The following is a 17,894-nucleotide window of genomic DNA, read 5'->3' as shown; positions in this document are numbered from 1 at the left end:
GAGCACGATGAACCGTTTGAGCACGTCATGGGGCGCGTACGACCTCACCCGCTTCCCGGAGGACCCCCGGGACCAGTTGCGCGCCTGGTCGGCCGCCGACGCCTACCTCCTGCGGCATCTGGCCGGGGAGGAGGAGGCGGCGGCCGTCGGCCTCGATGGCGCCGTGGCCGTCGTCGGCGACCGCTGGGGGGCGCTGACCACCGTGCTCGCGGGGCACGCGCGCGCGGTGGTGCAGATCACCGACTCCTTCCTGGCCCAGCGGGCGACCCGCGCCAACCTGGCGCGGGCGGGTCTCGCCGAGGACGCGGCGCAACTCCTGACGACCCGCGACGCCCCGCCCCCGCGCGTCGACGTGCTCCTGGTACGTGTGCCCAAGAGCCTCGCCCTCCTGGAGGACCAGCTCCACCGGCTCGCGCCCGCCCTGCACGAGGGCACGGTCGTCGTCGGCGCCGGCATGGTCACCGAGATCCACACCTCGACCCTCGACCTCTTCGAGCGGATCGTCGGGCCGACCAGGACGTCACTGGCCCGGCAGAAGGCGCGGCTCATCTTCAGCACGCCCGACCCGTCCCGCGCGCCGGGGCCGAGCCCCTGGCCGCGTCGTCACGTCCTGGACGCCGACTCGGGGGCGGGCGCGGGCCTGACCGCCGTCAACCACGCCGGGATCTTCTGCGCCGACCGCCTCGACATCGGCACCCGGTTCCTCCTCAAGCACCTGCCGCGCGCCCGCGCCGGCGCCCACGTGGTGGACCTGGGCTGCGGCAACGGCGTGCTCGGCACCGCCGCCTCCGTCGCCGAGCCCGACGCGGCGGTCACCTTCGTCGACGAGTCGTTCCAGGCCGTGGCCTCCGCCGAGGCCACTTTCCGGGCGAACGCGGCCGAGGGCGCCACGGCGGAGTTCGTGGCGGGCGACGCCCTCGCGGCGGTACCGGCCGAGTCGGTGGACCTCGTCCTGAACAACCCGCCCTTCCACAGCCACCAGGCCACGACCGACGCGACCGCCCGGCGGATGTTCGGCGGGGCCCGTGCGGCCCTGCGGCCCGGCGGTGAGCTGTGGGTCATCGGCAACCGTCACCTCGGGTACCACATCAGGCTCCGCAAGCTCTTCGGCAACGCGGAGGTCGTCGCCAGCGACCCGAAGTTCGTGGTTCTCAGGGCCGTCAAGGGCTGCCGATAGGGCTGTTCAGCACTCGCGCCGCGGCCCGTGCGGTGGCAGCGTCGGGGGAGGAGCGGCCGGACGACCCGCGTGCGGTGGCGTCCGCCGTTCCGCACGGCCGCACCGGCGTGCCGCACACGGCCGCTCGGGCGACCGCCGCCCGGCACGACTGACCCGGCGCTGCCGTGGAACCCGGTACCGATCACGTACTCCCTGATCCGCCGCACACCCCCGACCTCCGGGAGGAGACCCCCATGGGGCCCTTGGCCAAGGAGAACCTGGCGGCACTCGACGCGCACTGGCGTGCCGCCAACTACCTGTCCGTCGGTCAGATCTACCTGATGAGCAACCCTCTGCTGTCCGAGCCGCTGCGGCCCGAGCACATCAAGCCGCGCCTTCTGGGCCACTGGGGCACCTCACCCGGGCTCAACCTCGTCCACACCCACCTCAACCGCGTCATCAGGGAGCGCGACCTGGCCGCCCTGTGCGTATGGGGCCCAGGACACGGCGGGCCCGCGGTCCTGGCCAACTCCTGGATCGAGGGCAGCTACACGCAGACCTATCCGGCCGTGAGCCGCGACGCGGAGGGCATGGAGCGGCTGTTCCGCCAGTTCTCCTTCCCCGGCGGTGTGCCCAGCCATGTGGCGCCCGAGACGCCGGGCTCGATCCACGAGGGCGGCGAGCTGGGCTACTCCCTGGCGCACGCCTACGGAGCCGCCTTCGACAACCCGGACCTCCTGGTGGCCTGTGTGATCGGCGACGGCGAGGCGGAGACCGGGCCGCTCGCCGGGTCCTGGCACTCCAACAAGTTCCTCGACCCCGTGCACGACGGCGCGGTCCTGCCGATCCTCCACCTCAACGGCTACAAGATCGCCAACCCGACGGTGCTCTCCCGGCTCCCCGACGCCGAGCTCGACTCCCTCCTCAAGGGCTACGGCCACGAGCCGCTGTACGTCGCGGGCGACGACCCGCTCTCCGTCCACCAGGCGATGGCCGAGGTGATGGACGAGGCCCTCGACCGGATCGCCTCGGTGCAGCGGGCCGCCCGCGGCGGCGGCACGCACAGCCGCCACCGCTGGCCCGTCATCGTCCTGCGCACGCCCAAGGGCTGGACGGGGCCCGGCTTCGTGGACGGCAAGCCCGTGGAGAACACCTGGCGGGCGCACCAGGTGCCGCTCTCCGGGGTCAGGGACAACCCCGAGCATCTGCGGCAGCTGGAGGAGTGGCTGCGCTCCTACCGCCCCGAGGAGCTGTTCGACGCCGACGGCGCGCCCACCGCGGACGTCCTCGCCTGCGTGCCCGAGGGGGAGCGCCGCCTCGGCGCCACCCGGCACGCCAACGGCGGTGTGCTCAGCCGTCCGCTGCCGCTGCCGCCGCTGGAGCGGTTCGCCGTCCCCGTCGACGGGCCCGGCGCCACCTTGCACGAGCCGACCCGGGTCGCGGGCGAACTGCTCGCCCAGGTCATGGCCGACACCGCGCGGCGCCGCGACTTCCGGGTGGTGGGCCCCGACGAGACCGAGTCCAACCGCCTCGGCGCGCTCTACGAGGCGACCGGCAAGGCCTGGCAGGACCGGACCCTGGACACCGACGAGCACCTGGCGCGCGACGGCCGGGTCATGGAGGTGCTGTCCGAGCACCTGTGCCAGGGCTGGCTGGAGGGCTACACGCTCACCGGGCGGCACGGCCTGTTCTCCTGCTACGAGGCGTTCGTCCACATCGTCGACTCGATGGTCAACCAGCACATCAAGTGGCTGAAGACCTCGCGCTCGCTGCCGTGGCGCGCGCCCGTGCCCTCCCTGAACTACCTGCTGACCTCGCACGTGTGGCGCCAGGACCACAACGGCTTCTCGCACCAGGACCCCGGGTTCGTCGACCATGTGCTCAACAAGAGCCCCGACGTCGTCCGCGTCTATCTGCCGCCGGACGCCAACACCCTGCTGTCCGTGACCGAACACGTCCTGGCCAGCCACGACTACGTCAACGTCGTCGTCGCGGGCAAGCAGCCCTGCTTCGACTGGCTCTCCCTGGAGGACGCGCGGGCGCACTGCGCGCGCGGCGCGGGCGTGTGGGAGTGGGCGGGCACGGACGACGGCACGCGTGACCCGGACGTGGTCCTGGCCTGCGCGGGTGACGTGCCCACCCAGGAGATCCTGGCCGCGGCGGGCCTGCTGCGGGAGCTGCTGCCCGATCTCGCGGTCCGCGTCGTCAACGTCGTCGACATCGCCCGCCTCATGCCCCGCGGCGAGCATCCGCACGGCATGGCGGACCCGGAGTTCGACGCGCTGTTCACCCCCGACCGGCCGGTGATCTTCGCCTACCACGGCTACCCGTGGCTGATCCACCGCCTGGCCTACCGCCGCACCGGCCACGCCAACCTGCACGTGCGCGGCTACAAGGAGGCCGGCACGACGACCACGCCGTTCGACATGGTCGTCCGCAACGACCTCGACCGGTACCGGCTCGTCATGGACGTCATCGACCGGGTGCCCGGCCTCGCCGTCCGCGCCACGGCCGTACGGCAGAAGATGGCGGACGCCCGCTCGCGCCACCACGACTGGATCCGCGAGCACGGCACCGACCTGCCCGAGGTGGCCGACTGGACCTGGCCGCACGCCACCGGCTGACCCTCGGCCCCGGCGGCACCTGCTCGACCTGGCGGCCGGCTCACGCCGCCTCCAGGTCGAGCAGGAGCCGCTTCGCCGCAAGGCCGCCCGCGTACCCGGTCAGGGTCCCGTCGGCGCCGATCACGCGGTGGCAGGGGCGCACGACGAGCAGCGGGTTGCGGCCGACGGCGGCGCCCAGGGCGCGGACCGCCATGCGGGACAGGCCGAGCCGCTCGGCGAGGGCGCCGTAGGTCGTCGTCGTGCCGTAGGGGATCGTCTCCAGGGCGTCCCAGACCCTGCGCCGGAACTCGGTGCCCTCCCCGGCCGCGTACTCGATCTCGAAGTGGGTGAGGCTCCCGGCGAAGTACGCGCGCAGTTGCCCGGTGATCGCGGCGAACGCCTCCGGGGCGTGGACCCAGCCCTCCTCGACGACGGCCGCGCCCTGCTGTCCCGGCAGGGAGAGCGAGGTCAGCGCGGTGCCGCCCTCGGCCGTGGCCGACTCCTCGCCCACCAGCAGCAGCTCGCCCAGCGGGCTGTCGATCGTCGTGCAGAGGGTCATCGGTCTCTCCTCGGTGTTCTGTGGCTCGTACTCCAGTCTGCGGCTCGCGCGAGGCCGCGGCTGGCGGGATTCGGACAGGGCGCTGACGCCCGCGACGCTGCCGGTGAGATACCGCTCACGCTTTATGCAACTAGTTGCACAGTGCTTCCGCCGTCGTCTACAACTGAACCCGTAGACACCGCGTACGGAGGGCCCGCATGAGCCGTTACCCGAACCTGCTGAACCCGCTCGACCTGGGCTTCACCAGGCTGCCCAACCGGGTCCTCATGGGCTCCATGCACGTGGGCCTCGAAGAGGCGCCGAACGGCTTCGAGCGGATGGCGGAGTTCTACGCGGCCCGCGCGCGCGGCGGCGTCGGCCTCATCGTCACCGGCGGCATCGCGCCGAACGACGCGGGACGCCCCTACGAGGGCGGCGCCAAGATGACCACCGAGGCGGAGGCCGGGCAGCACGCCGGCATCACCGCGGCCGTGCACGCCGCGGGCGGGAAGATCGCGATGCAGATCCTGCACTTCGGGCGCTACGCCTACCACAAGGACCTCGTCGCCCCCAGCGCCCTCCAGGCCCCCATCAGCCCCTTCGTGCCCCGCGAACTGACCGACGCCGAGGTCGAGGAGACCATCGAGGACTTCGTGCGCGCCGCCGAGCTGGCCAAGCTCGCCGGATACGACGGAGTCGAGGTCATGGGCTCCGAGGGCTATCTGATCAACGAGTTCATCGCGGCCCCCACCAACCGGCGCACCGACCGCTGGGGCGGCGCCTACGAGAACCGCGTCCGGTTCCCCGTCGAGATCGTCCGCCGCGTCCGCGAGCGCGTCGGCGCCGACTTCATCATCATCTACCGCCTCTCCATGCTGGACCTCGTGCCCGGCGGCTCCACCCTCGACGAGGTCGTCCACCTCGCCAAGGAGATCGAGGCCGCAGGCGCCACGATCATCAACACCGGCATCGGCTGGCACGAGGCCCGCATCCCCACCATCGCCACCTCCGTGCCGCGCGGCGCCTACACCTTCGTCACCAAGAAGGTCATGGGCGAGGTCTCCGTGCCGCTCGTCACCACCAACCGCATCAACACCCCCGAGATCGCCGAGCGGCTGCTCGCCGACGGCGCCGCCGACATGGTCTCGCTGGCCCGCCCGCTCCTCGCCGACCCCGACTTCGTCGCCAAGGCGAAGGCCGAGCAGCCCGACGCCATCAACACCTGCATCGGCTGCAACCAGGCCTGCCTGGACCACACCTTCAACCTCCAGATCACCTCCTGCCTGGTCAACCCGCGTGCCTGCCACGAGACCGAGCTGGTGCTCGCCCCGACCCGCACCAAGAAGAGCGTCGCGGTCGTCGGCGCCGGGCCCGCGGGGCTCGCCTTCGCCGTCTCCGCCGCCGAGCGCGGCCACGACGTCACGCTCTACGACGCGGCCCCCGAGATCGGCGGCCAGCTCAACGTCGCCCGCAGGGTCCCCGGCAAGGAGGAGTTCGACGAGACACTCCGCTACTTCCGCACCCAGCTCGACCTGCGGGGCGTCGACGTCCGGCTGAACACCGTCGTCACCGCCGACGAGCTGGCTGCGGCCCCGTACGACGAGGTGGTCGTCGCCACGGGCGTCACCCCCCGCGTCCCGGAGATCCCCGGCATCGACCACCCCAGCGTCGTCAGCTACCTCGACGTGCTGCGCGACGGGACGTCCGTGGGGGAGCGGGTCGCGATCGTCGGCGCGGGCGGCATCGGCTTCGACGTCGCCGAATACCTCACCGACGGCGGCGAGAAGGCGAGCCTGGACCCCGCGACGTACTTCCGCCAGTGGGGCGTGGACATGGACTACCGGGAGCGCGGCGGCCTGACCGAGCCCGAGCGGCCCGCCCCGCCGCGCACCGTCCACCTGCTCCAGCGCAAGACCTCCAAGGTCGGCAAAGGCCTCGGCAAGACCACCGGCTGGATCCACCGCACCGAGCTGCGCCACCGGGGCGTCGCGATGGTGGCCGGGGTGAGCTACGACCTCATCGACGACGCGGGACTGCACATCACCGTCGACGGCGTCTCCTCCGTCCTCCCGGTCGACACCGTCGTCCTGTGCGCCGGCCAGGAACCGCGCCGCGGCCTCTACGAGGAGCTGCTCGCCGCCGGGCGCAGGGCGCACCTCATCGGCGGCGCCGACGTGGCGGCCGAGCTGGACGCCAAGCGGGCCATCAAGCAGGGCACCGAGCTGGCCGCCGCGCTGTGACGGCGGCGGCATTGGGCCCGTCCCTAGGATTGGGCCCATGTCCCTCCCGCACGCGATCCTGACGGCCCTCCTGGAGAAGCCGTCGTCGGGCCTCGAACTGACCCGCAGGTTCGACAAGTCGATCGGCTACTTCTGGTCGGCCACGCACCAGCAGATCTACCGCGAGCTGGGCAGACTGGAGCGCGAGGGAGCCATCCGCGCCCTGCCGAGCCAGGGCGCGACACGCGGCCAGAAGAAGGAGTACGAGGTGCTGCCGGCGGGCCGCGCCGAACTGGCCCGCTGGACCGCCGAGCCCCAGGACCCCAAGCCCCTGCGCGACACCCTCCTGCTGCGCCTGCGGGCCGCCGCGGTGGTCGGCGCCGAGGGCATCCAGGAGGAGCTGCGCCGCCATCTCGACCTCCATCGACGGCAGTTGGCGGAGTACGAGGAGATCGAGCGACGCGACTTCCCGCCGGAGAAGGACGCCGTCGAGGACCGGCTGCGCCATGTGGTGCTCCGCGCCGGCATCGACCTGGAGACCTTCTGGACGCGGTGGCTCACCCGCGCCATCGAGGAGCTGGGGGAGACGGCCGGGGCTGGATGAGCGTCGCCTCCGCGGGGTCCCAGTCCGCCGGCAGCGGCTCCGGCGGCACCGGCTGCGTCTCCGGCCGCGTGAACTCCGAGCGGTCCGCCGACCGCGTGATCGCCGTCATGACCTGGAGGACGTGCAGGGCGAGCGCCCCGGACGCCCGGTGGGCCGCACCGCCGCGCAGGGCGCGCGCCATGTCGAGCACCCCGAGGCCGCGGCCGTCGGTCCGCCCCCGCACGGGCAGTTCACGCCACTCGTCGGCGCCGTTGGGCAGCAGTTCCAGCGGGCCGCCGAAGGTGTTCGGGTCGGGCACGGCCAGGGTGCCCTCGGTTCCGGTGATCTCGAAGCGGGTGCGGCGCGGCGCGGAGTCGAAGCTGAACACCGCGTCGGCCCGGACACCGGAGGCGAACTCGATGAGCGCCGACACATGCGTCGGCACGTCGACGGGGAAGGTCTGCCCCGCCTTCGGGCCCGATCCGACGGCGCGTTCCGTGCGCGCCCGCGCCGCCACCGCCGCCACCCGCGACACCCCGCCGAACAGCGCCACGAGCGAGGTCAGATAGTAGGGGCCGAGGTCGAACAGCGGTCCGCCGCCCCGCTGGTAGAAGAACGCCGGGTCCGGGTGCCAGGCCTCCGGGCCGAGCCCCTGCACCACCGTCGAGGCGGCCACGGGCGCGCCGATGTCCCCGGCGGCGACCGCGCGCAGCGCCGACTGCAGACCCGCGCCGAGGAACGTGTCCGGGGCGTTGCCCACCAGCAGGCCCCGCTCCGAGGCCTCGGCGAGCACCTTCTCCGCCTCGGCGGGGGCGAGGGCGATGGGCTTCTCGCCGTACACGTGCTTGCCCGCGCGGACGGCGGCGGTCGCCACCTCGGCGTGCGCGGCGGGCACGGTGAGGTTGACGACCAGTTCGACCTCGGGCAGGGCGAGCACCGTCGCGGGACCGCCCGCGACGGGGACGCCGTGGGCGCGCGCCACGTCGGCCGCCCGCCGCTCGTCGAGGTCGGCGACGGCCAGGACCCGTATGTCCGGGAAGCCGCTCAGTGTCTTCAGGTACTGGGCGCTGATGACGCCCGCGCCGACCAGGGCGACACCGACGGGTCCCCCACGGGCGCCGGCCGCGCTCACGCCGCCTCCAGGGAGGTCAGGTAGGTGCGGCTGGCGGCGAGTGCGTCGAAGAGGGTGTCCGTGGAGCCCGCGCAGGCGTCGAACTCCACGACGCGCCACGCGTCCGGAGCCGCGGCGAGGATCTCCGGCACCGGCATGGCGCCCCCGCCGACCGCCACGTTCGGGTCCTGTCGGGTGCCGGGACCATCCTTCAGGTGCAGCGCCAGGACGCGGTCGCCGAGGCGGCGCAGCAGCCCCGGCGCCTCGGCGCCGCCGACTGCCGCCCAGTAGGTGTCCACCTCCAGGAAGACGGTGGGATCGAGCAGCTCGGCGAAAACCTCGATGGCGTGGCGTTCGCCGAAGCGGGGCTCCGTCTCCCACCAGTGGTTGTGGTAGCCGACGCGTATGCCGTGCCGTTCGGCCAGGGGCACCAGGGAGTTGAGGCGCTCGGCGGCTCGCGCGAGGCCGTCGCGGGTGGTGAACTCGCCGGGTTCGATGCCCGCCGGGACGATCGCGAGATCCGTGCCGAGCGTGCCGATCGCGTCGAGCACGGCCTCCGGCCGGGGACCGAGGAGCTGCACGGCGTGCGTCGCCGACACGGTGAGCCCCAGCTCGTCGACGATCCGCCGCAGCCCCTCGGGGTCAGTGAGCACGTCGTACGGTTCCACGGCGCCGTATCCGATGGCGGCGAGCCTGCGGAGGGTCCCCTCGCGGTCGGCGGTGAGCTGATCGCGCACGGTGTAGAGCTGAACGCTGAGCGGTCGTGTCATGAACGCGCCCTCCCTGTCGCCTGGGAGGACGGTAAGTCGCTCTCGACCGGCCCGGCAAGGGCGCGTCGGGCGCGACGCGAGGCCGCCGCCCACCCGCGTGGGGTGGACGGCGGCCGGTGGCGCACCCCGGGGTGTCAGGTGCGCCCGCGGGCTCCTCGGCGACGCAGCTGCCACAGACCGGCGCCCGCGGCCACCGCCACCAGGACGCCCCCGGCGGCCAGCGCGAGCGTGCCCCGGTCCTCGGAACCGCCCCCGACACCGCCCCGGACTCCGCGCGCGGGCGCCGTCGCCGGGGAGGTGGTGGGCATCGTGGCGGTAGGCGCCGAGGTGGGCATGGTCGTCGACGAGGTCGTCGGCGCCGAGGTGGGCGTGATGCCGCCGGCCGGGACGCCGGGGGGCTCGGCCCGTGTGCCGTCCGCGTCGGCGACCGGCGCCGCACGGGTGCCTGCGGCGACGTCCTGCCAGGGGCCGCTGCCCCGCGTCGGCTCCGCCTGACGGGCCCCGGCGCGGATCGCGCGGCCTCGGTCCGTCAGCGCAGCCGTGCCGCCGTCCGGGCACGCGGCGGTGGTGACGCGCCCGGCGGAACCGGCCGCGGCCACAGTGAGTTCGCCGGCCGCGACCGCCGCTGTCGTGCCGAGCGCCGACGGCAGCGCTGCGGCGGCGACGACCAGGCCGGCCCGGACACCTATCTGAGTGATACGCATGAGTCATTCCTCCGGCGGCACGGGAGGCGGTACAACCCATGCGCCGCCGGGAGTCGGGGAACGCCCGCACCGCCTGACGACGAGCCAACGCGCCGTCGCGCGCCTTTGCACGCGGAGAGCCGCCGGGCAGGTGACACCGCCCGCCGGACGCCTTCGCCGCGGCCTCGGCGGGCAGCGTGTGCGGGCCGCCGCCCAGCGGCATGAAGGAGCCCGGGGAGATCGTCAGCCCGTGGTGACCGTCCGCGTGGGCGAGTAGCCGCCCCACGTGCCGTCCGGCAGCTTCGGGCGAATCCGCACCCGGTGCCGTTCCCCGGACTTCTTGCCGATGTAGAAGCTGTGCTCGGCCTTGTCCCGCGGCGCCGTCCCGCCGAAGACCAGCGACGTGGCCGTGCGGCCGTCGAGCTGGATCTGATACTCCGCCACGGCCCCGCCCGTGCGCGGCGGCGCCCAGGTCAGGTCGATGTAGTACGCCCCGTCGGCGCGGTGCGTCGCGGCACGGAAGCCGGTCGGCGCCGTGCCGCGCCCCGAGTCCTTGCCCGCGGCGGTCGTGAGGCGGACCTCCCGGCTGGCGGGGGAGAAGTTGTCCGCGGCGTCGCGCGCCTTGACGGAGAAGGTGTACTCGGCGCCGGGCCGCAACCCGGTGACCAGCGTCGCCGTCTGCCCGCCGCCCACGCTGTGGACCTTCGAACCGCCCTGGTAGATCTCGTACGAGGCCACGCGCCGGTCGTCCGTCGACCTGCCCCAGGTCAGCATCGCCGACCGGCTCCCCGCCGCCTCGCCCCGCAGCCGTGCGGGCCGGGTGGGCGCCTCGCGGTCGGCAGTGGCGGCCTCGGGCGTCCTGACGGTCAGCTTCCTGCTGTCGGGGCTGACGTTGCCCCCGGCGTCGCGGGCGCGCACGGTGAAGGCGTACGTGGTGGAGGGCCGCAGGCCGACGATGTCCACCATGTGCTTGCGGCCGGGCACCGCCTTGACCTTCTCGGCGTCCCGGTACACCTCGTAACCGGTGACCCCGGTGTCGTCGGTGGCCTGGTTCCACATGACGTGGACGGTGGTGGCGCTGCCCGCCTCCACCGTGAGGCCGCGCGGCGCGGCGGGCGCCGTGGTGTCCCGGCCCCCGCCCCCGCCACCCCAGTCGCAGCCGCCGACGGCGGTCACGGCGAGGGCGGTCAGCAGGGCAAAGGGGAGGGACGAACGGGGTATCCGTCGCACGGTGCGGCCTTCCACTCGACGGCATTGGTCCGGACCTATTTGACACAGGTGACGGGGGCACATCAAGAGGCGGGGCATGCGCCGTGCGCGGCCGGGTGGGCGGACGGGGGGACGACTGCGGACAGACCGGGAGGACCGGGCGGTCCAAGGACCGGGCGCCGGGGCCGGGTCCTGCGGTTGCTGGTGTGTGGTGGGCGGTGGGTGGTGTGCGGTTGGCGGTGTGAGGTCAGACCTTGCGGTAGTCGTACGCCTCCGTGGCCGCCGCCCGGACCTCGGCGAGGGCGGCGCCCGCCGACGCGGCGACCACGGCCGCCACCGCGCCCTCCACGAAGGGGGCGTCCACCAGCGCGGTGTCCGGCGGGAGTTCGTCGCCCTCCGCGAGCAGCGTCTTCACGGTGAGGACGGCGCTGCCCAGGTCGGTCAGGACGGCGACGCCCGCGCCCCGGTCGACCCGCGCGGCCGCCGCCGCGATCAGTTCGGCGCTCGTGCCGAGCCCGCCGTCCCCGGTGCCGCCCGCCGGGGCCACGGGCGCGGTGGCGCCGCTCCCGGTGAGCCCCGTGGCGAGGGCGGCGACCGCCTCCGCGACGGCGGCGCTGTGCGACACGAGCACGACGCCGACCAGCTTCTCGTCATCCATGGTCCGCCCCCGGGGCCGGCGGGTTCTCGGCCGTTTCGGCGAGCGCGTCGAAGAGGAGTGCCGCCGAGGTGGCGCCGGGGTCCTGGTGGCCGATGCTGCGCTCGCCCAGGTAGCTGGCGCGGCCCTTGCGCGCGAGGAGCGGCGTCGTGGCGAGCGCGCCCTCCCTCGCGGCGTCCCGTGCCGCGCCGAACGACGTGCCGAGCGCGTCCACGCCGGGCATCAGCGCGTCCAGCATCGTCTTGTCGCCGGGCGCGGCGCCGCCGAGCGCGGCCACCGCGTCGATGCCGGTGCGCAGCGCTTCGGTGAACGTCGCCTCGTCGACCTCGGCGGCGTCACCGAGCGCCTTGCCGGTACGGCGGAGCAGTGTGCCGTAGAGCGGGCCAGAGGCGCCGCCCACCGTGGAGATCAACTGCCGCCCCGCCAGCGTGAGAACGGCTCCCGGGGTCTCGGGCGCCTCCTTCTCCAAGGTGACCACGACGGCGGTGAAACCGCGCTGGAGGTTGCTGCCGTGGTCGGCGTCGCCGATGGGGGAGTCCAACTCCGTGAGCAGGGCCGCCGAACGGTCGACGGCGTCCGCGGCGTTGGTCAGCCAGCGGCGGAAGAAGTCGGCGTCGAGCATGGGTCTCCTTGCGTGGTCGGTGGTGGGAGGGGGCGGGATCGGTCGGGAGCCGCCGGGAGGGCGGCTGCGGACGGGCGAGGGTGCGCGGGCCGGAGCCGGGTGCGGGGTTCAGACGCCCCAGCGCAGGGCGGGCGTCCGCACCGGAGCGTCCCACAGGCGCAGCAGTTCCTCGTCGACCTGGCAGAGCGTCACCGAGGCGCCCGCCATGTCGAGGGAGGTCACATAGTTGCCGACGAGGGTGCGGGCCACGGGCACGCCGCGCTCCACGAGCAGGCGCTGCACCTCGGCGTTGAAGCCGTAGAGCTCCAGGAGCGGGGTGCCGCCCATGCCGTTGACGAGCAGGAGCACGGGGTCGCGCGGATTCAGGTCCTCCAGCACGGCGTTCACGGCGAAGTCGGCGATCTCGCGCGAGGTCATCATCGGACGCCGCTCGCGCCCCGGCTCGCCGTGGATGCCGACGCCGAGCTCCAGCTCACCGGCGGGCAGGTCGAAGGTGGGGCTGCCCTTCGCGGGAGTGGTGCAGGCGGTGAGCGCGACGCCGAAGCTGCGGGCCCCGGCGTTGACCCGCCGGGCGACGGCCTCGACCCGCTCCAACGGCATCCCCGCGTCGGCGGCGGCCCCGGCCAGCTTCTCCACGAAGAGGGTGGCGCCGGTGCCGCGCCGTCCCGCGGTGTAGAGGCTGTCGGTGACCGCCACGTCGTCGTCGACGAGGACCTTGGCCACCTGGACGCCCTCGTCCTCGGCGAGCTCCGCGGCCATGTCGAAGTTGAGCACGTCCCCGGTGTAGTTCTTCACGATGAACAGCACTCCCGCGCCGCTGTCCACGGCGGCGGCGGCCCGCACCATCTGGTCCGGCACCGGAGAGGTGAAGACCTCGCCCGGACAGGCGGCGGAGAGCATTCCGGGCCCCACGAAGCCGCCGTGCAGCGGCTCGTGCCCCGAGCCGCCTCCCGAGACGAGGGCGACCTTCCCCGCCACGGGGGCGTCGGCCCGTACGATCACACGGTTCTCGACGTCCACCGTCAGCTCCGGATGCGCGGCGGCCATACCGCGCAGGGCATCGGCGACCACGGTCTCGGCGACGTTGATCAGCATCTTCACGGGTACCTCCCGGGAACCCTGGCAGGCCAGTCACTGACCTGCGCTTTTGCTGGACAGAGGGGTGGATGCCGTTTCCGGTCTCGACGGACCGTGACGGCTTGGAGCGGGTCCCGGCGGTACTGATGCTGACTCAATGCTGACTTCGGTGTCGCCTCGTCAGGGCGTTCGGGCGGTGGGATGCGGCTGGGCCGGGACCCCTGCTGTCGGCAGTATCGGCCTTGCGGCAGCGAAGGTCACGCGCGAGAACGGCATGGGTGCGCCCCGGTCCGCCGGGAAGCGTGCGGTGGTGATCGCGCACCGGTGCCGTGGAGCGTCGCGCGTCGGCGCGAGGCGCTGTGAGGAGACACTCGGATCAGGCGTGATACGCGAGTCGGCGGGGACGGGGCCGTGCGCTGGTGGCCGGCCCGGGCCTTGCCGCTCATGACGGCGGGCATCGGCGGCGCAGCGGCCCCCGGCAGCGGTGTTGGACGGGGCGGTGGGTGATCAAAGGGCCGGCGAGGCCGAGGAACGCTTGTCCCGTCGGGCGGCCCGCACGTGCGAGGAGTCGACCACCGCCCGGGTCCGGTCCAGCCGGTTCTCCGACCGCGGCTCGTCCGGCAGCGGCAGGTGGAGCCGGCCCCGGACGCCGACTTCGTTCCAGGCTGCCAGGGCGTCGCCGTCAGGGCATGCCCGGACCGAAGCCGGACACAGTTCACCCGGCGCGATCCACGGCCGCGGCCGACGGTCTCCCCTACCCAGACGTACGAGTACCCAGGCCTCCGAGGCATACGAGTACCCGGACCTACGAGCAGGGAGGCCGACGGCGTCGTGATCAGCAGTTGTGTCAGAAACGGTCAGCAGTCCTCGGACGCGGGCGGATTGGCCCACGATCCGTAGCCCGGCGCCTTCGAGCCGGCCGGGTGGGCGCCGATCGCCCGCCACAGCAGTCCCTCGGTGTAGGCCTCGGGGGAGACGACGAACGGGGGTGTGCGTCCGCCTCCGCCGTGCGCGCCGCCTGCTCCAGCCTGGTGCGACCCGGACACGGCCCGCCTGGCCAGGCTCGGCCCGGGCTGGCTGTCATCCGGGACAGCGGGCTTCGCTCCGCTCCGTCCGGGTGCAGTCCAGGCCGCCACATCCACGCGTCCCGCCAGTTCCGGGCCGTACCAGACACCGACGTACCAGAGCTTGATGATGCTTTTGACGACGGGATCGGCGGGGGTTACAGCGGGATCGGAAGAGATCACTCGCTGAATCGCGTCCGGCCCTTCTTGGTGTACGACCGTTTCGTAGTACGCCTCCGCCTGACCGGTTCCCCATAGGTCGAACTCGCTGAACCCGGTCACGGTGGCAGAGAACGTCACGAATTCGCGTAGCTTCTCTTCTGTGGTCGTTCCTTGCGTCACGATGCCGCCTCCTTCGACGGTCTAGAGCTCGAATGTCGGGCCGGCGTTCGCCCCCGGATGCCCTGTGAGCGGGTTGCGGATGAGCCGGTTCATGCTGTCGCGGATGCGGAACATCTCCCAGACCGCCTTGAGCAGCAGGGCGGGCTGACCGTTGTAGGCCAGATTGAGACTGGTCAGGAAGGTGGCGTAGGACCGGTTGAATTCTTTGGCCGCCGCCAGGATGTGCGGGTCTCCCGCGAGGTCCGCCAGCTTGATGTCCGGCTTCACCGGATAGACGGCACCCCAGTCGACGTGCAGATCCGGGCCGGAAGGCTCGCCCGGATCATCGCCCTTCTGGTAGTACCGCCCCTTCTCCAGTTGCTGGAACCTGTAGTAGTGGGCGATCTCATCCTGGCTGTCGAAGATGCCGCCGTACAGTCCTTCGCCCTGTTCCGCGACGAGGGTGAGCGCCGCGACTGCGGTGTCGCGTCCGGTCACCTTGATCACGTCGCCGCCACCGGAGTAGAAGTACTCCGGGGTCACCTGGCGAGCGGGATCGCCGGTGAAGATGGTCGTCCCTGCCCTACGGGCCTGGTCCTCCAAGTGGTTGACGCCGCGGATGATCTCCTCGTAGAACTCACCGATGCTCAGGAAACGCTGGGTGGGCTCTCCTGGAACGAGGCCGAGGACGCTTGCCGACTCCGTGAGTTCCGCCAGCTTCTCCTGGGTCGGCGCCGCGCCGTCGGCCGTCAGTCCCACGGCCGCCCAGTCCATCGGTACGAACCTGTCTTCCTCGCCGGCCGCCTGTGCGGGCTTCTCGATCTTCAGGAACGTGTCGAGAGCCTCGCGCGAGAAGGGCCGGAGATGCACCTTGAAGTAATCGGGGCCACACGGCAGGTGCGTCGGATAGTTCGGCACGAAGTCGGGCTTGGTCAGGTCCGGTGTCCCGCCCACGGCGTTCATGACGTTCGCGACCAGGGTGAGGTGCAGCATCTCCTCGACGGCCACGACCCTGATGACGTGCCAGGCATCCGCGTTCTTTCCCGGCTGCAGCGAGTAGAGGGCGGTCAGGTAGGGCGGGAGCGTCGCATGCTCCAGCTGGAGTCCCTTGTAGAGGTACTCGTGTAGCTCATCGATGGTCTGAATCCTGGAGCCCTGGGACGGCTCCGATGCTGGAACGGACATGTTCCCCCAATCGTGGACGATGGCGGTGGCGGTGACCGGTGTCGAGTCCGCCCCGCCGATGTGTTGGCCGGCTAGCTGCGGATGGTGGCCGGCGCCTTCGCGGCACGCAGGTGCCTGACGATGTGGGTCGAACTGCGGAAGGCGAGCGCCGCCATGGTCAGGCTGATGTTGGACGTCCCGATCGAAGGCAGGCTGCCGGGTCCGACGAGGTAGAGGTTGTCGTGGTCCCACGACTGCTGGGTGTGGTCGACCACCGAGTTCACCGGGTCGGTACCCATGATGTGGGTGCCCGCGAGGTGGTTGCCGCCCACGATGTTGTACCACTGGCCGTCGTGCTCGACGGCGCTGTAGCGGTCCTTGTCGTACGTGGTCCGATCCTCCGCGCCGAGCTTGTCGAAGATGTCGGTCGCGAGCTTGCGGGCGAACGCTGCGCCCCGCATGGTGTAGGGCGGGATCTTGAGCGACACGACCGGCTTCACGTTGCCGATGGCATCCTTGTACCGGTCGTCCACGGTGACCGTGTTGCTCCTGTCGGGCAGCAGGTCGATCATGAAGGCCAGCAGAAGCTGCCGGGAGATCTGGTTCCCGAGCGTCCTGCGCAACTCCGTTCCGCGCAGGCCCCGTTCGTCGACGAGCTCGACCAGGTCCGTGTAGGGCGAGCCGGTCGCCCACCCCCAGCCGTCGTTGTGGATGTCCACGCCGAACCCGGCCTGGGTCCCGCGGAATCGCCCGCCGCGCAGGTCGGTGATCCCGCTCGTGCAGGACGTGCCTCGCATCGTGCCGGCCGGCTCGGGCAGCAGGCCCCAGGACAGCAGGTACGCATGGTCCATCAGGTTGCGGCCGATCAGCTTGCTGCGGCTCATGCGCTGCATGTCGGAGGCCAGCATGAGCCGGGCGTTCTCGATGGCGTGCGCGCAGAGAATGTAGACGGTCCCCTTCACCGTGTACGTCTCGTAACTGTCGGATGCGAGCGACTGGTAGTTCTTGACGGTGATCCCGGTCACCCGTCGGTCCTGCTCGTCGATCTCGACCTTGGACGCGACGGCCTGCGTCACGATCTTGACGTTGCCCTTGCGGAGCGCCTTGGCCAGCGTCTTTCCCGCGTGGTACTTGGCCTGCACGGGGCAGATCGGGACGCAGTTGGTGTTGCCCTGACAGCGCTCGCCCTCTTCCACCTGGCTCGTGCTCACCGCGCCGACCGGGACGAAGCCCTTGCCGCCGTCGTACGCGGCGTTCGGCACGCCGTTGCGGGCCTGCGGAAAGCTGCGCACCTGGAGGGTGTAATCGTCGTCCGCCAGGTTGACCCGCATGCCGTCCACCCCCCGGGCGACCGTCTGGTCGAGATAGGACGGCGGCATGCGGTGCATCGGGAACACGTACCCCTGCGGGAAATGCATCCCCAGATATGCCTGGTCCTCGACTTCGGCGGCTACGCCCAGTTCGGCCTCGGCCTGCCGGTAGTAGGGTTCCAGGTCGTCATAGCTGAGCGGCCAGTTCAGACCCTGGCCGTACTTGGTCTTCAGGTTGAAGTCCTCGGGAAGCATGCGCAGCGCCTTCCCCTCCCAATGCATGGAAGTGCCGCCGAGGACCCGAGTGAAGGTGGTGTCCGTGCAGTACTTGTCCTCTTGCACGAGGTAGAAGTCGTCCCGGGGCGTGTCCGGACGCACCGGCATGGTGTCGGTGCTCCTGGGCATCCGGGCATTGGGGTTGAACGGGTACGGTGACTGGTTGTCCTTGACGACCGCGCCGTAGAAGCGCGAAAGGTACGACTCGTACTCGGCGAGGTCCAGGTCCTTGCCGGGGCCGGCTTCGAGGATCAGCACCTCGTAGCCTGCCTGGCTCAGCTGGTCGGCGACGATGGAACCCGCCATGCCGCCGCCGACGACAACGGCGTCCCACTCGCCTCTCGCGGCCTCCGCGGCGCTGGTCTGCGTCGCGGCGCCGGCTGGGAAGATCACCGTGTCTGCATCGTCGTAAGACGTCATTGATTCCCCTTGTCGCCTCTGGGGGTGACCTCACCCCGGTCACGGGCGGAACGGCCCGATGACGGATCGCACCAGCCGTCGGAACGGATGGTGATCGCATGCCTGCCGAAGAC

At 72.2% G+C, this 17,894-nt stretch carries 15 protein-coding genes; 4 read left to right on the top strand and 11 right to left on the bottom strand.

Features of this window, described 5'->3' with window-relative positions:
* Positions 1–7 precede the first annotated feature (7 nt).
* Complete coding sequence (locus DCW30_RS13450; protein WP_076687328.1) at positions 8–1,177, top strand: methyltransferase; 1,170 nt, start codon at positions 8–10, stop codon at positions 1,175–1,177.
* Positions 1,178–1,410: 233 nt separating this feature from the next.
* The gene (locus DCW30_RS13445; RefSeq protein WP_076687329.1) at positions 1,411–3,780 is read left to right on the top strand and encodes a phosphoketolase family protein; all 2,370 of its coding nucleotides are present in this window, start codon (positions 1,411–1,413) and stop codon (positions 3,778–3,780) included.
* Positions 3,781–3,820: 40 nt separating this feature from the next.
* Here the strand turns inward: DCW30_RS13445 and DCW30_RS13440 are convergent, their stop codons facing one another.
* Positions 3,821–4,318 (bottom strand): methylated-DNA--[protein]-cysteine S-methyltransferase, encoded by a 498-nt coding sequence (locus tag DCW30_RS13440; protein WP_076687330.1) that lies wholly within the window; start codon positions 4,316–4,318, stop codon positions 3,821–3,823.
* 197 nt (positions 4,319–4,515) lie between these two features.
* On the opposite strand from DCW30_RS13440, the gene DCW30_RS13435 reads away from it, so the two are divergent.
* Together DCW30_RS13435 and DCW30_RS13430 are read left to right on the top strand one after the other, a co-directional pair.
* A complete protein-coding gene (locus DCW30_RS13435; protein WP_076687331.1) occupies positions 4,516–6,537 on the top strand; it encodes an NADPH-dependent 2,4-dienoyl-CoA reductase in 2,022 nt (673 codons plus the stop codon).
* A 37-nt stretch (positions 6,538–6,574) separates the two neighbouring features.
* The gene (locus tag DCW30_RS13430) at positions 6,575–7,120 is read left to right on the top strand and encodes a PadR family transcriptional regulator (protein WP_076687332.1); all 546 of its coding nucleotides are present in this window, start codon (positions 6,575–6,577) and stop codon (positions 7,118–7,120) included.
* On the opposite strand, the gene DCW30_RS13425 is transcribed toward DCW30_RS13430, so the two are convergent.
* From DCW30_RS13425 to DCW30_RS13380, 10 genes are all read right to left on the bottom strand, one after another.
* Positions 7,074–8,231 carry a Gfo/Idh/MocA family protein gene (locus DCW30_RS13425; protein WP_076687333.1) on the bottom strand — a complete coding sequence of 386 codons (1,158 nt, stop codon included), beginning with the start codon at positions 8,229–8,231 and terminating at the stop codon, positions 7,074–7,076. The two genes, DCW30_RS13430 and DCW30_RS13425, sit on opposite strands and share 47 nt — an antisense overlap.
* Positions 8,228–8,980: a sugar phosphate isomerase/epimerase family protein gene (locus tag DCW30_RS13420; RefSeq protein WP_076687334.1), complete on the bottom strand. Its 753-nt coding sequence runs from the start codon at positions 8,978–8,980 to the stop codon at positions 8,228–8,230. Before DCW30_RS13420 ends, DCW30_RS13425 begins: the two co-directional genes overlap by 4 nt.
* A gap of 134 nt (positions 8,981–9,114) precedes the next feature.
* Positions 9,115–9,684: a hypothetical protein gene (locus DCW30_RS13415; RefSeq protein ID WP_076687335.1), complete on the bottom strand. Its 570-nt coding sequence runs from the start codon at positions 9,682–9,684 to the stop codon at positions 9,115–9,117.
* Between the two features lie 222 nt (positions 9,685–9,906).
* Positions 9,907–10,893 (bottom strand): fibronectin type III domain-containing protein, encoded by a 987-nt coding sequence (locus DCW30_RS13410; protein WP_076689592.1) that lies wholly within the window; start codon positions 10,891–10,893, stop codon positions 9,907–9,909.
* A gap of 226 nt (positions 10,894–11,119) precedes the next feature.
* Positions 11,120–11,530 carry a PTS sugar transporter subunit IIA domain-containing protein gene (locus DCW30_RS13405; protein WP_076687336.1) on the bottom strand — a complete coding sequence of 137 codons (411 nt, stop codon included), beginning with the start codon at positions 11,528–11,530 and terminating at the stop codon, positions 11,120–11,122.
* Positions 11,523–12,149, bottom strand: coding sequence for a dihydroxyacetone kinase subunit DhaL (dhaL, locus tag DCW30_RS13400; protein WP_119271295.1), 627 nt, complete (start codon positions 12,147–12,149; stop codon positions 11,523–11,525). The genes DCW30_RS13405 and dhaL overlap by 8 nt, the downstream gene beginning before the upstream one ends.
* A gap of 108 nt (positions 12,150–12,257) precedes the next feature.
* The gene (gene dhaK / locus DCW30_RS13395) at positions 12,258–13,250 is read right to left on the bottom strand and encodes a dihydroxyacetone kinase subunit DhaK (RefSeq protein WP_076687338.1); all 993 of its coding nucleotides are present in this window, start codon (positions 13,248–13,250) and stop codon (positions 12,258–12,260) included.
* Positions 13,251–14,083: 833 nt separating this feature from the next.
* Positions 14,084–14,632, bottom strand: coding sequence for a hypothetical protein (locus DCW30_RS13390; protein WP_079250214.1), 549 nt, complete (start codon positions 14,630–14,632; stop codon positions 14,084–14,086).
* A 21-nt stretch (positions 14,633–14,653) separates the two neighbouring features.
* A complete protein-coding gene (locus tag DCW30_RS13385; protein WP_076687340.1) occupies positions 14,654–15,796 on the bottom strand; it encodes a ferritin-like domain-containing protein in 1,143 nt (380 codons plus the stop codon).
* A gap of 71 nt (positions 15,797–15,867) precedes the next feature.
* Complete coding sequence (locus tag DCW30_RS13380; RefSeq protein ID WP_103557540.1) at positions 15,868–17,781, bottom strand: GMC family oxidoreductase; 1,914 nt, start codon at positions 17,779–17,781, stop codon at positions 15,868–15,870.
* Positions 17,782–17,894: the final 113 nt, after the last annotated feature.

Origin of the sequence: Streptomyces alfalfae, from assembly GCF_004127445.1 — a bacterium.
Taxonomy (GTDB): domain Bacteria; phylum Actinomycetota; class Actinomycetes; order Streptomycetales; family Streptomycetaceae; genus Streptomyces; species Streptomyces alfalfae.
Note: the sequence above shows the minus strand (reverse complement) of the source record. Positions and strands in the feature narration are given on the sequence as shown.

Excerpts from the sequence above, each read along its gene's own strand:
- DCW30_RS13380 (WP_103557540.1), bottom strand. The coding sequence starts at position 17,781 with ATGACGTCTTACGACGATGCAGACACGGTGATCTTCCCAGCCGGCGCC.
- DCW30_RS13445 (WP_076687329.1), top strand. The coding sequence starts at position 1,411 with ATGGGGCCCTTGGCCAAGGAGAACCTGGCGGCACTCGACGCGCACTGG.
- DCW30_RS13430 (WP_076687332.1), top strand. The coding sequence starts at position 6,575 with ATGTCCCTCCCGCACGCGATCCTGACGGCCCTCCTGGAGAAGCCGTCG.
- DCW30_RS13440 (WP_076687330.1), bottom strand. The coding sequence starts at position 4,318 with ATGACCCTCTGCACGACGATCGACAGCCCGCTGGGCGAGCTGCTGCTG.
- DCW30_RS13385 (WP_076687340.1), bottom strand. The coding sequence starts at position 15,796 with ATGTCCGTTCCAGCATCGGAGCCGTCCCAGGGCTCCAGGATTCAGACC.
- DCW30_RS13450 (WP_076687328.1), top strand. The coding sequence starts at position 8 with ATGAACCGTTTGAGCACGTCATGGGGCGCGTACGACCTCACCCGCTTC.
- DCW30_RS13405 (WP_076687336.1), bottom strand. The coding sequence starts at position 11,530 with ATGGATGACGAGAAGCTGGTCGGCGTCGTGCTCGTGTCGCACAGCGCC.
- DCW30_RS13435 (WP_076687331.1), top strand. The coding sequence starts at position 4,516 with ATGAGCCGTTACCCGAACCTGCTGAACCCGCTCGACCTGGGCTTCACC.
- DCW30_RS13415 (WP_076687335.1), bottom strand. The coding sequence starts at position 9,684 with ATGCGTATCACTCAGATAGGTGTCCGGGCCGGCCTGGTCGTCGCCGCC.
- dhaL (WP_119271295.1), bottom strand. The coding sequence starts at position 12,149 with ATGCTCGACGCCGACTTCTTCCGCCGCTGGCTGACCAACGCCGCGGAC.
- DCW30_RS13420 (WP_076687334.1), bottom strand. The coding sequence starts at position 8,980 with ATGACACGACCGCTCAGCGTTCAGCTCTACACCGTGCGCGATCAGCTC.